Below are 12630 nucleotides of genomic sequence, written 5' to 3' on the forward strand. Positions count from 1 at the left end.
AAATGAAATTCAACTTAGTATTGTTTTGTACAAATTTGAAGAACCTCCCGTTTAGAATTAAAAAAAATACAAAAAATTTGAAATCCCTTTTAACATTTATGTATGATGATAAGGTGATCTCCAAAAAAACCATTTCCTTGCCAAGTTGGAAACTTCCTCTTTTGGCGTTTGGATTTCTAATGATGGTATTTACATTTCCTTCCTTAGAAGGAAAATCCAAAATCCCTGACAAAAAAAAATCTCCTCATCTCACTTCAGTTCGGCAAACCATTGTTTTATCCATTGATGGATTCCCTGCCTATTACTGGACCGATCCAAAATACCATGCCTACTTTCCCCATTTAGCAGAGCTCTTCCGAACGTATGGAGTGAATGAAATTGAAACCGTCAATCCATCGGTAACCTACCCAGCACACACTTCAATGGTGACGGGTATGGATCCTGCGAAACATGGAATTTATAATAATACACTTTCGGATCCTTTTGAAAAGAATGATGGGGGTTGGATGTGGTATGCGGAAGACATTCGAACTCCTACAATTTGGGATTTGGCAAAAAAGAATCAGAAAACCACAGCCAATGTATTTTGGCCAGTGACGGTCGGTGCCGAAATGGATTGGAATCTTCCTCAGTATTGGCGAAAAAAAAATCCAGAAGATGACAAACTTCTCCGTGCCTTATCCACAAAAGGATTACACAAAGAAATCGAGAAGGCCGTAGGATCTCCGTTAAACGACGTTTCGAAAGATGAAGTGAAATTAAAAACCGCGACCTGGCTTTTTCAAAAGAAAAAACCAAATTTGATGTTTGTTTATACTACGGATTTAGACACAAACCACCATGGATATGGGCCAGGTTCGGAACGGGCACTCGTTCGGCTTTTGGAATTGGATCAGGCGATCTTAAATTTTTTAAAATCCGTTGGGGCGTTCTCTCCGAAGGGACCCGCCATTGTCATTGTATCAGATCATGGGTTTGATTCGGCGGATGCGGTTTGTGCTCCCAATGTCATCCTTAAACATCGTGGGTTTTTGAATGAGGAACAGGCTACCTACCAAATGACCTTTAAAAGTTCAGGTGGCACATCAATCCTCCTTCCCGCAACAAACGCGAAAATTTCCCCAAAAGACATTGATTCCGTTGTGAGTGATGTGTTACAATCCTGTCCAGGGGCAGAGTGGATCCCAAGAAATGAACTTTCTCTTCAAGATGGAAATCTTACGAGTTCAGAGACTTTACATGAGATCCAGACCAAAATCCATCCCGAAGCCTTGGGACTCTTTCGCACATCGCAATCTTTATTCTTTAGTGGAACTAGAAAGGGTGAAGTATGGAGTCAGTCCCAAACAAAAATTCATGGCCATGGTTATTGGAATGCTCATCCCAAAATGAAGACCATTGGTTTTGTTTATGACCCGAGAGGGAAACAACACAAATTCCAATCGGTCAAAGATGTATTTGTGATCGTTAAGGATTTGTTGGATTTAAAAGATTCCAAGAGATAACGTTCTCGTTTCACCGATAAAGCGACATTTCCTAATTCATTCCGATGTGCCCACCCGATGTTACTTTTGAATTTTAGAGGTTTAGTGTTTTTTCCAATGGATGCATTCACCAGGACACTCATCCATTTCCTTTTGCACCTTTTTTGTATCTTCTTCTGGGATCATTGCATCATTAATGTCAGATCCAGCTAAGTGAGTTTGGGATAAATCATCTTCATCCATCATAAAATACTTGGGCAAATTATCAGCGCATTGGTTGCAAGAAGTACAATTGTCTTTGTCTACATAAGCCTTTCTCATGTTTGATTCCCTTCTGTGAGTTTATAGTATAGAATGATCGTTACAAAAAATAATGTGACTACATTGGCAAGGATGATGGGTAAATCAGAACGGAGTATCCCATACACAAACCATAACACCACACCCAAAAAAAACATGATGTACATATTCCGGCTGATGTCCCTTGTTTGTTTTGTCATGACGACTCGTAAGACTTGGGGCAAAAAGGAAACCGTTGTTAAAAATGCTGCCACATACCCAATTAGGTTTTCCATTTATGCTTTGTACTCTCGTTTCACTACCGTTTTCACTCCACCGCGAACATTATAATCACCAATGACCTTGGCATAGAGAGGATCGATGGCTTTGACAAAGTCTTCCAAGATTTTATTGACTACATTTTCGTGGAAAATGCCTACATTTCGGTAGGCCATCATGTATTCTTTCAGAGATTTTAATTCAGCACATTTTTCCCTGGGAATGTATTCAATGTAGATGGTTCCAAAGTCAGGTAGACCCGTTTTGGGGCAAACGGCAGTGAATTCAGGGATGGTAAATTCGATATTGTATTCTTTACCGGCATAAACATTGGCAAACCATTCGATCGCAGGGGTGGTCCAAGCCGGGATATGGTCTTGTTTGTCCTCATAAGAAGATTCTGATTTTTTTTCCGACATTTGTTTACCCCGACATAAACAAAATTATTTTGGAACCATCCCATGACAAGTGATAAAAAAATCGCAGTCGTCGATTTCGGCGGCCAGTATGCTCATCTCATTGCTTCCCGTATCCGAAGGTTAGGAGCCTATACCGAAATCCTATCCAATGAAGAACCCTTGTCTCGCTACGAGTCCTATGCGGGTATCATCCTTTCAGGAGGACCAAGCAGCGTCTATGAAACGGGAGCACCGCTTTTGCCAGCTGGTTTTTTTGATACTTCCGTTCCTGTGCTAGGAATTTGTTACGGCCACCAGCTCATGATGAAGACACTCGGTGGCGAAGTGGTTTCAGCGAGCACAAAAGAATACGGACCGGCGATCCTTGAAATTGAAAATCCAAATTCACCCTTGTCCCAATCACTTTCTCTAAAAACAAAGGTTTGGATGAGTCATGGTGATGAGGTGGTTCGATTACCAAATGATTTCCAGGTGATTGCAAAGTCAGATCACTGCCGTTATGCGTTTGTCTCTCATCCTTCTAAAAACCTTTTTGGCATCCAATTCCACCCAGAGGTGACGCATTCCGAAGAAGGAGAAATTTTACTAAAAAACTTTGTGGAGTTATGTGGGGCTTCTGGTACTTGGAGCATCCAACATTTTTTGGACGAACAAATCCAAAGTTTACAGAAAAAAGTTCCAGAAGGGAAAAATGTATTTTTACTCGTTTCCGGTGGAGTGGACTCATCTGTCGCATACCTTTTACTGGCAAAGGCACTTGGAAAGGACCGGGTGAAGGGATTACTCGTTGATACAGGGTTTATGCGTAAAAATGAAGTGAAGGACCTAATGGATAATTTACACCATGTAGGATTTGACCTTACCATTTGGGATGAAAGTGAAGTATTTTACAAATCCCTACAAAATGAATTTGAACCCGAGAAAAAAAGAAGGATTGTTGGGGATTTATTTTTAGAGGCACAAGGAAAAGCCACCACATCTCTTGGACTTGACGCCGAACACTGGTTACTTGGCCAAGGAACGATTTACCCGGATACCATCGAATCAGGTGGAACCAAACATTCTCATAAAATCAAAACACACCACAATCGTGTCCCTCAAATTGAAGCCCTGATCCGCGAAGGCAAAATTGTGGAACCCATCGCCGATCTTTATAAAGACGAGGTGAGAGAACTTGGCCGAACACTAGGCCTTCCGGAAAGGTGGATTGAACGCCATCCCTTTCCAGGACCTGGACTTGTCGTGCGAATGATTGCCAGTCCCAGAACAAGTCCCCCCAATATTGATTTTAGCATTTGGAAAGAAAAAATCCCAAAGGCCGAAATCCAAATATTACCCATTCTTTCAGTGGGAGTCCAAGGAGACCAAAGGAGTTACGCACATTGTGCTGTACTCAGTGACTTCACATCAGATTGGAAGGAATTAGACAATTTGTCTGTTGAAATTACCAATACCAAAAAAGAGATCAATCGAGTGGTACTGGCACCAGGGATCACTCATTTTGAAAAAGATTTCTTTTATACAAAACTAACCTTAGACAAAACTCATGCTGATATTTTGCGAGATGCTGATGCGATCGTGAATCAGATTTTATATGATGAGTCCATTCATAATCAAATTTGGCAGATGCCAGTCGTACTTGTGCCTGTGGGATTACGAGAAAATTCCTACGGTGTGGTTTTACGTCCTGTAGAATCCACAGAAGCGATGACTGCTAATTTTTACCAAATGAATCGTAATATTTTAGCAAGGATCACAAAGGAACTCTTGGAACTTCCTCAGATTTCACTTGTGATGTATGATCTTACCCACAAACCCCCAGGAACCATTGAATGGGAATAGGGGTGGGGGTTTTAGATTAGGTTGATTCGGGCGCTTTTTTGATTCGAAACCGACTCTGATTAAGGGAGAAGGATCCAAAGTAAAGCCATTCCACCCATTGTGAGTTCAGGAAGGCGTTTTTCGAAAAAACCTTTGTTTTCGTCTTCGACTTTTGTTTGTCCGTTTTCACTTGGTTCTGTTGATTCCGGTGATTTAGTTTCTTCCGTTTTCGATTTGGAAGCAAACATACCTGCAAAGAACCCTTGTTTTTCTTCCTCTTTCGGCGCTTCCCATTCTACGGGGAGTGTTGTCACTTCAACTGCATTTTTCTTAAACGCTTGTTTGGTGCCGTCTTTCGATTCGACCAAAACATAATTGGCAGTAGGAGAAGAAGTTTTTACATTTTCGAATACTTCTTTTGTGGCTTTGACTTTCACCGTATCAGCGAGTAATGAGGGAAGGGAAAATGATAAAATGGTGACAATTACAATTCGTTGCAGGTTCATAATTGCAGTGCATCTTGAGAAAAAAAGGGGAGCAATTTGATTTTTGGAAGAATTGTTACAATCCGATGAAAAGTGAAATCAGTTTCCATTTGACACCAAGCCTTCCTATTTTAGCCTATCCAAAGTCACGATTGGCGTCGTGGCCAAGTGGTAAGGCATGGCTCTGCAAAAGCTTGACCGCCGGTTCGAATCCGGCCGACGCCTAGTCTTACAACATACGCCTGGATGGTGGAATTGGTAGACACACAGGACTTAAAATCCTGTGGGAGTAATCCCGTGCGGGTTCGATTCCCGCTCCAGGTATAAATCGAACGATTGCGAGTCAAAAAAAACGTAGCGACCCATAGGGAGCGTGAAGCGTTTTTTCCGAAGGCAGGAAGCCTTTCGGTGACGAGCAAGACGGGCTGAGATCGAAAGGCCAGGATGGCCGAAGATCGAAGCGATTCCCGCGGACCTTCTAATTCAAACAAAACTCGAATCAACATCTCGTAGCGCCCCCGCGAAGGCTTAGTAAAAGCCTGAGGCGAAGTTGGCTGTAAGGCCAAGGGTGGATGGAGCGTGAAGCGTTTTTTCCGAAGGCAGGAAGCCTTTCGGTGACGAGTAGGACGGGCTGAGATCGAAAGGCCAGGATGGCCGAAGATCGAAGCGATTCCCGCGGACTTTCCCAATCAAACAAAACTCAAATCAACATCTCGTAGCGACCCCGCGGACTCTCAATCGCAATTCCCAAGGATCCGAAGTCTTGGCAAATGGGGGCTTACCGAATCCCATTCATACCAAAACCCAAAATCCACAAATGCAGGAGTTTCCGTAACGAATTCCCTTGGATCCACAACGATCTGAACATCCTTACGATTCAATGGCACGGCGAAGGTTTTGACAACAGATTCCTTTTGTACTCGGTATTCTTTGTCTTGGTCAAAACTTTCTCGTTTGCGAATCTCGACTGTCAACCGATTCGGTAAGTTTGTTTCTACTTCCTTGTCCCAAAGAATTTCCAATTGTATTGGTTTCAGTCTAGGCGAGGGGTCCTTTCGAAAGTTCAGAACTTGGTCCAAACAACCCGATAGTTTGAAATACATTTGTTTTGTGGGAACGGGGAGAGGGATGGGGGATTTGGCATTGACGGACAATTGAGAGAGAGGACTAGGAAAGTTTTGATTTGTTCTTGTTCGATGCAAAACCAATTCCGCGTTTTCTGTGCGACTCCATAGATAGGTGACTGTAAGGGAGAAGAAGATCCAAAAAAGAATGAGTCCAAATGAGAAGGAAAGTGTTTCTATTTTTAGATTCTGGAAAAGAGTTTGGAAGAGACTCTCATTTGGTTTGGATTGGAATTCATTTTTTGGAGTGAATTTTAAAATGGGAAGTAAGGCCAAAAGACCCATAAAGGGAAGTAAAACTTCATCATCTAACAAATAACATTGAAAACTACCAGCAAAAAGAACTATCGGAATACCTAAATAAAAAACATACTTTCGATTGGTAGTATCAATTTGTTTCGTGATAGACCATAAAAATCCCAAATAGAATAAAAAGGCAAACAACCCACCCAGTATCAAATCATGTAATACATCAAAATGAGCATGGGATTTGGGAGTGATCGATAAATCATAATAGAGTGCGGGGATTTCATTTACGATGGGAATGGCAATGTCTATGAAACGATTCTCATAATTTCCTCCCCCAATTCCAAAAACCAAATTTTCTTTTAGGATGGAATAATTCATTTTATGAATCCAGATCCTTTGGTTCTCTAACGAACGTTTAGCGAAAAGATCATCGATCGCTCTTTGGAATAACCAATTGGAATGATAAAAAAGTAAAAACGACATGAGTAAAAAAAATATTCCCGTTAACACCCACGGTAAAATCGATTTGATCGAACTTTTTGATTTTTGTAAGAGGAGAATGGTTCCTAAAAAGATTCCGATCCAAATGGATCGACTCTGGTTTAAAAGAAGTAATACCATCCCAAATCCGGAAACCGAAAGAGTTAGGAGAGAGGTTTTCCAAAATTGGATCATCCGCTTTTTTTTCGAAAGCAAACGATACGATTTTTCCCAAAGAGAAGGCAAATATACGGCTAAGAGTCCCCCGTAAGTTAAGTGTGTACTTTGGAAACCAATGGGTAAATAAACGGATATACCGTGGACATTTGCCAAAAGGTGGGGAAGCCGTTTCCCTTCTATATGACGTAAACCGTCCATAACAAATGGTGCGAGTCGGTAGGGGAAAAAAAGGGAAATAGTCCCGGAAAGGATAAGGATGATCGCACCTAAAAAAACAAAGTTTTGGATTCTTTTTTTTTCGCGATCCTTAAGATATGTTTGGTGGAGTAACAAAAATCCCATCCATAGATCACCAAACTCAGATTTCACGATATCTTTTTTCCATTGGATCGTCTGGTTCTCGATGAGTGGTGTGAGTAAAAAACTCAAATACAAACCCGTCCAAAAAATAAGTGCGATGGGAATCTGGGGGAGTTTTCTTTTCTTCATTTGGTCCAAAAAAAGAAAGAAGAGAGAAAGGCCTGCGAAGATTTGGCTTAGGCTGATGGATATAGGGGATAGGGCAAAAAAGAATGCCAGAAAAACAAAAGAAATCTTATGAAATGTTTCTTTCCCAATCATATTTGGTTCCAAGAATAGGTTTTAACTCCTATGGAAGGCAAGAGAAAAAGAAAATTGTCGGTGGCCATCATTACCTTCAATGAAGAAAAAAATATTGGGGATTGTATCCGATCGGTTGTATCCTTCGCCGATGAAATCATTGTATTGGATTCGTTGAGTACGGACAAAACCAAGGAAATTGCCACTTCCTTCCCCAAAGTCCGATTCTTGGAAGCACCCTTCCCGGGCCATGTCGAACAAAAAAACAAAGCCATTTCCTTTTGCCAAAATGAATGGATCTTTTCCCTTGATGCCGACGAAAGGGCCGACGAGGTATTACAAAATTCCATCCAAACATTTTTGGAAACCGATGAGGTCCATTGTGATGGATATAAAATCGCAAGGCTCACATTTCACTTAGGTCGGTGGATTCGTTATAGTGGATGGTACCCACAGCGACGTTATCGATTGTTCAAAAAGGCGAATGCCAGTTGGATTGGAGAGAACCCACATGACTTCATTGAACTAAAACCAGGATCTTTTGGTAAAGTGATGAAGGGAAATATTTTACATTATAGTTTTACAGATTTCAGTCACCAAATCACGACGATCAATCAATTTTCAAGCATTGTCGCCTACACTCGTTATGCGAAGGGTGAAAGGTTTTCATTGATGAAAACCATCATAAAACCACTCGGAAAGTTTTTTGAAATTTATCTTTTTAAATTTGGGTTTTTAGATGGAATCCCTGGACTGTGGATTGCCCTTGCTTCCTCTTTTTCGACTTATTTAAAATACGCGAAATTGTATGAATTGGACCAATTGAAAATTCAACGTCCTTCCAATATACGAAAAGACTATGGCAAAAAATAATCCCAAAACCAAACAAGGTTTTTGGAGGAAACTCCTTTCCTTCCTGTCCATTCGATCAAACCAAAAGGTATTGGATTCGGAAAAAAAGAAAAAAGAACCAAAATCATTTGCCATAGAATGGGCAACTGCCTTTGACACTTGGAAAAAGAAACTACCCACGAAACAAATAAACTCAGGAATTGTCCTGGAAACCAAAAAGATTCGCTTAACAAAAACAAACGAAAAAGTCTTCCGCATCGAAGGTGATGATTTTTCCATTGTTCTTGTCACCGATAACCATCTATATAAAAATAAAGATGGGAAATGGGCGGGAGTTCTTTTTGTAGATGAAGGTTTACTCAATCAAAACCTTTCGAAAGACATTCGTAATTTGGATGATTTTTTAAACTTACAAGCCATTCCAAGGTCGGATTTATTTTTAGAATCGGAAGCACCAAAAGATGATTGGCGGATCGTCTTCTGTTGGGAACGATTCTGGCAAGAACAGCTATTGTTACAAATGTCCCCGAATTCAATGACACTTGTGATGCTTGCCATCGGCGAAGAGTGTAAGGAATTTTTTGAAAAGATAGCGACAGAAAGGCAAAAACGGCTTGTACGGGACGAATTGTTTTATCTGAACTTAGGACAGTCCAATAGCTCAAACCCACATTCCAAAACCAAATCGATTTTTGGATTCGGATCTGCTTTGAAAGAATTTGGACAGAAAATAAATCTCATACGGGAAAGAAGAGAGAAGGAATTAGAACATGGAGCATGATACATTAATCCAATCGCAAATTGAAGATTCCATTCGGGTAAAAGCACAACTTTTGCCGTCACTTTTGCCAAATATCAAAGCCGCAGGAAAGGTACTTGTGGATTCCTTAAAGGGCGATGGAATTTTATATTTTGCAGGGAATGGTGGGTCTAGTTGTGATGCATCTCACATTGCGGCAGAGCTTGTCATTCGATACAAATCAGGAAATGAGCGAAAGGCAATTCCTGCGATAGCACTGAACAGTGACCAGGCGGTTCTCACTGCTTGTGCCAATGATTATGGATATGAATTCCTTTTCCAAAGACAACTCCAAGCTTTCGGAAAATCCAAAGATGTTTTCATCGGACTCACAACTTCAGGGAACTCCAAGAATATCATTTTAGCAGTAGAAGAAGCCAAAAAAAATGGGATGAAGGTTGTTTTACTCCTTGGTGGAGATGGTGGAAAATTAAAAGGAAAAGCGGATGTGGAAATCATCATTCCATCCAGTGTCACAGCAAGGATCCAAGAGTCCCATATTTTGATCGGTCATATCCTTTGTAGCATCATTGAAAAGGAATTGTTTGGACTCGATTGATCGGCCGATCATCCAAATTCAAAATGCCACACTCCAAACACGAGAAGGGCATTTCATTTGGAAATCCATTGGACTTCAAGTCAAAAAAGGTAGCATTCATGGTGTCATTGGGGAATCAGGGTCGGGGAAATCCACACTGGCGATGGCATTATTTTCCATCATCCCAGAAGGCGCAAGGTTGACTTATGATCAGTTTTTGGTTTTGGGTGATGATGTGTTTTCAAAGAACGTTCCGAATCAAAAGAATGTCTTCCTTGTCCCTCAAAATCCTAATTTAGCCTTTCATCCCTACCGAACCATAGAGAGCCAAATCAAAGATTTTTTAAGGCTGTCTTCTTTATCCCATATCACCTTGGAAACTGTTTTTTCTTACTTTGATCAATTGAAGATCCCGCGAGGGCATTGGAAACAATTTGCAAAGAACCTTTCGGGAGGGGAAAAGCAGAGAATTTTACTCACTCTTGCTTTCCTACGCCATCCAAAAATTTTGATTTTAGATGAGCCAACCACGGGACTCGATGCGTTTTCTGAAAAAATTGTCCTAGAAACGGTTCAAAAATTAGCAAAATCGGGGATGACAGTTGTTTTTATTACACACGAACTGAGGATCGTCGCAAGTCTGGCTTCCGAAGTTACGATAATGAAAGAAGGGGAAGTCGTAGAATCGCTTCCAATTCGAAACCACCAATTGGAGCCTATTTCAGGATATGGAAAACAACTTAAGGAAGCCTCTCTTTTATTTTCGTAATTGGTTTTTCCTTTGGATTTGTTTTTTCACGTTTCCCATTTTTTCAGAGTCCCCCATATCATTACGATCCATCGATGTAAGTTCCTATCCAGAAGTAAAACTGCGGTTACACCTCAAGGGGAATTTGGATCTGAATGGGTATACCCTCTCGGAACAATTAGGAAGTACCGCACGTTTTTCCGAAGGATTCGGATTCACACGACTTGAAAAAAAGAACCCGCTGTATTTAACCATTTCTGTTCCGAGTTATTCCAATGCCGAAGACCGACGTTGGTTATTACAACTTACAAGCCAACTTGTGAAGATCTCAGAACAAAGTGGCGGATTTTCAAAACTCCACATCCAATCCGATGATTCTTTTCATGTCTTCGAAAGGATTCGATCCCAAGTTTTGGATGTTTCCTTTCCTTATCCAAAAGAAAAAATCCCTCAGTTCCCGATTCGCAATTGGGAACAATTGTTACAATCAATTCCAGGAAATGAAACTAAGGAGGACCATATCTTACTCCTTGTTAGTTTTTCAAATGAATGGCCAGATCGTTTTGAGATCCCTGAGTTTGCCAAACGGATTCGGGAAAAAGGACTGAAACTCATTGTACTTTCTCCAAGTTCATTAGAAGCAAATAAACTCGTCAGTTATGCGAATGGAGATTTTTATCCCATATCCAAACAGGAAAGTTTTGAGTCCTTATTTATGGATCTGAAAGAAACCGTCAGTCCAGATTGGGAAATCAAGTACATCTCTCCTTGGCAACTATCTGTATGGAAAGAAAACGAAGTGATGGGATCGTTTACCTCGGTTTCTACTGGAGTGCAATTTGAATTTTTATACCAAATCACGCCGTACCAAACCCTATATTTAAAAGTCTCCGATCCATTTGTGTTTTTTCCCGTAAGTTTATTTTTTATTTTATTGTGTATTGCCTCTCTTTATTATTTGCGAGGATTTGAATCACCAAATCCAAGTCATGCGAAACAAAAAACCTTAACTCCAATCTCCAATGTGGAAAACTTGGAAAGACAGGATGAGTTGGAAGTGTATGACAGAATGTATGGGGAAACCTTAGAAAAGGCAGCTCGGGACCGAGAAATCGCACTTGTCACTAAGGAAAAGGAAAATTTACCAGGGACTTCCTATACCTATGCGGTAATCCAAGTGAGAGAAGGAAACCAATTATACGAACCAATTCCTTTGCAGTGGTCGGAAATGACCATTGGTAATTTTGAGTCCAACCACATAGTCCTCCACGATCCAAGTGTATCTGGTTTACATGCGAAGATAAAAAATCGCAAAGGGAAATTTATATTGTTTGATTGTGTTTCTGAGGCAGGTGTATACTTGAACGGCAGAAAATTATTACGCCCCAAAGTGTTACATAATTTAGACGAAATCCAATTAGGAAAAACCTTTCTTACGTTCCGAGGGAGATACTGACATGTTAGAAAAAAAGATTTTTTTAAAAGTAACGTCTCTCCTATTTGTCCTTCAAATTGGTCTCATCCTTTCATTTTGTTCAGGAGAAACTTCTAATAATGATGCTGCCACTTCCTTGTTTCTGGCGAAGGAAACGGGAGAAAACGGATGTACCGTGGCAGGCCTCGGGTCCCAACTCAAAGCCGGTTATACGGGAATCACGACGAGCTCACAATCAGTTTCCTTTTTACTTGCGGGAGATACGTATTATGCAGTGATGCAAATCAAAGGGGCACAAATTGCAACGAGAGTTGTACTCTCTCGAGTGGCAAAGGTTGCCGTTTACACATCAACAAGTTGTCCTTTGGAATTGAACATTGCACCACTGGCCAAAGAAGGAACTGAATACACAAAAACCGATTCTGGCCAAACCATCATTAGTTTTGCGAAAGCTGGTAGTTACTTACTTTATGTGCACCAAAAAGAAAGTGGGACAAGTAACCCACTTTCTGTCCTAACGGATGGGACAGCGGTCCAAACAGTGTCTGATTCAGATTTATCGGATTTGTTGAATGGTGGATCCACCAAAACCTTTAAGTTTGCCTGTGTTGTTGGGGGTGGAGTTTGTCAGAACTATTATGGTTATTTGACAAGTTGCCTTTCGGGAACCAAACAAACCGCAAAGTGTACAGAGACAAGTGTGGTCGGTTCCTGCAAGGTCACACAATCGAGTGTTGGTTATATCATAAGCGTTTATACCGCTCCACTCACGGGTGGAGGTGGGGGAACTGCGGCCGCACATTGTTCTGGGATTTCTGGCAGTTATGTTGACGGATCCACCGTCCAAACACCTTAAGA

13 protein-coding genes and 2 tRNA genes are annotated in these 12630 nt (G+C 41.0%); 10 read left to right on the forward strand and 5 right to left on the reverse strand.

What is annotated here, in order from left to right; genetic code table 11:
* The first annotated feature begins 2 nt into the window (after positions 1-2).
* Positions 3-1505, forward strand: a complete 1503-nt coding sequence (locus LEPBI_RS07950; RefSeq protein ID WP_012388596.1) for an alkaline phosphatase family protein — start codon at positions 3-5, stop codon at positions 1503-1505.
* Between the two features lie 81 nt (positions 1506-1586).
* On the opposite strand, the gene LEPBI_RS07955 is transcribed toward LEPBI_RS07950, so the two are convergent.
* From LEPBI_RS07955 to queF, 3 genes are read right to left on the reverse strand one after another with little or no spacing between them, the layout of a single operon-like run.
* The gene (locus LEPBI_RS07955) at positions 1587-1805 is read right to left on the reverse strand and encodes a ferredoxin (RefSeq protein ID WP_012388597.1); all 219 of its coding nucleotides are present in this window, start codon (positions 1803-1805) and stop codon (positions 1587-1589) included.
* Entirely contained in the window at positions 1802-2059 is a 258-nt protein-coding gene (locus tag LEPBI_RS07960) for a SemiSWEET transporter (protein ID WP_012388598.1), read from the reverse strand. The genes LEPBI_RS07955 and LEPBI_RS07960 overlap by 4 nt, the downstream gene beginning before the upstream one ends.
* Complete coding sequence (queF, locus tag LEPBI_RS07965) at positions 2060-2461, reverse strand: preQ(1) synthase (RefSeq protein ID WP_012388599.1); 402 nt, start codon at positions 2459-2461, stop codon at positions 2060-2062.
* Between the two features lie 42 nt (positions 2462-2503).
* On the opposite strand from queF, the gene guaA reads away from it, so the two are divergent.
* Positions 2504-4303 carry a glutamine-hydrolyzing GMP synthase gene (gene guaA / locus LEPBI_RS07970; RefSeq protein WP_012388600.1) on the forward strand — a complete coding sequence of 600 codons (1800 nt, stop codon included), beginning with the start codon at positions 2504-2506 and terminating at the stop codon, positions 4301-4303.
* A gap of 59 nt (positions 4304-4362) precedes the next feature.
* Here the strand turns inward: guaA and LEPBI_RS07975 are convergent, their stop codons facing one another.
* Positions 4363-4788 carry an LIMLP_04285 family protein gene (locus tag LEPBI_RS07975; RefSeq protein ID WP_012388601.1) on the reverse strand — a complete coding sequence of 142 codons (426 nt, stop codon included), beginning with the start codon at positions 4786-4788 and terminating at the stop codon, positions 4363-4365.
* 133 nt (positions 4789-4921) lie between these two features.
* Between LEPBI_RS07975 and LEPBI_RS07980 the strand changes: the two genes are divergently transcribed.
* Both LEPBI_RS07980 and LEPBI_RS07985 read left to right on the forward strand, forming a co-directional pair.
* Positions 4922-4992 (forward strand) — tRNA-Cys (locus LEPBI_RS07980).
* Positions 4993-5007: 15 nt separating this feature from the next.
* Positions 5008-5091 (forward strand) — tRNA-Leu (locus tag LEPBI_RS07985).
* A 410-nt stretch (positions 5092-5501) separates the two neighbouring features.
* On the opposite strand, the gene LEPBI_RS07990 is transcribed toward LEPBI_RS07985, so the two are convergent.
* Entirely contained in the window at positions 5502-7421 is a 1920-nt protein-coding gene (locus LEPBI_RS07990) for an O-antigen ligase family protein (protein WP_012476262.1), read from the reverse strand.
* Between the two features lie 30 nt (positions 7422-7451).
* Here LEPBI_RS07990 and LEPBI_RS07995 point away from each other — a divergent pair, with 30 nt between their 5' ends.
* The 6 genes from LEPBI_RS07995 to LEPBI_RS08020 are packed head-to-tail and all read left to right on the forward strand — an operon-like array spanning position 7452 to position 12628.
* On the forward strand, positions 7452-8273 hold the full coding sequence (locus LEPBI_RS07995) for a glycosyltransferase family 2 protein (RefSeq protein ID WP_012388604.1): 822 nt from the start codon (positions 7452-7454) through the stop codon (positions 8271-8273).
* On the forward strand, positions 8260-9033 hold the full coding sequence (locus LEPBI_RS08000) for an LBBP_01157 family protein (protein ID WP_012476263.1): 774 nt from the start codon (positions 8260-8262) through the stop codon (positions 9031-9033). The genes LEPBI_RS07995 and LEPBI_RS08000 overlap by 14 nt, the downstream gene beginning before the upstream one ends.
* The gene (locus LEPBI_RS08005; protein WP_012388606.1) at positions 9023-9610 is read left to right on the forward strand and encodes a D-sedoheptulose 7-phosphate isomerase; all 588 of its coding nucleotides are present in this window, start codon (positions 9023-9025) and stop codon (positions 9608-9610) included. The genes LEPBI_RS08000 and LEPBI_RS08005 overlap by 11 nt, the downstream gene beginning before the upstream one ends.
* A complete protein-coding gene (locus LEPBI_RS08010) occupies positions 9597-10358 on the forward strand; it encodes an ATP-binding cassette domain-containing protein (protein ID WP_012476264.1) in 762 nt (253 codons plus the stop codon). The genes LEPBI_RS08005 and LEPBI_RS08010 overlap by 14 nt, the downstream gene beginning before the upstream one ends.
* Positions 10318-11793, forward strand: coding sequence for an FHA domain-containing protein (locus tag LEPBI_RS08015; protein WP_012476265.1), 1476 nt, complete (start codon positions 10318-10320; stop codon positions 11791-11793). Before LEPBI_RS08010 ends, LEPBI_RS08015 begins: the two co-directional genes overlap by 41 nt.
* Position 11794: 1 nt before the next feature.
* Positions 11795-12628: a hypothetical protein gene (locus LEPBI_RS08020; protein ID WP_012388609.1), complete on the forward strand. Its 834-nt coding sequence runs from the start codon at positions 11795-11797 to the stop codon at positions 12626-12628.
* Positions 12629-12630: the final 2 nt, after the last annotated feature.

The sequence above is a fragment of the Leptospira biflexa serovar Patoc strain 'Patoc 1 (Paris)' genome, from assembly GCF_000017685.1.
In the GTDB taxonomy this organism is placed as follows: domain Bacteria; phylum Spirochaetota; class Leptospiria; order Leptospirales; family Leptospiraceae; genus Leptospira_A; species Leptospira_A biflexa.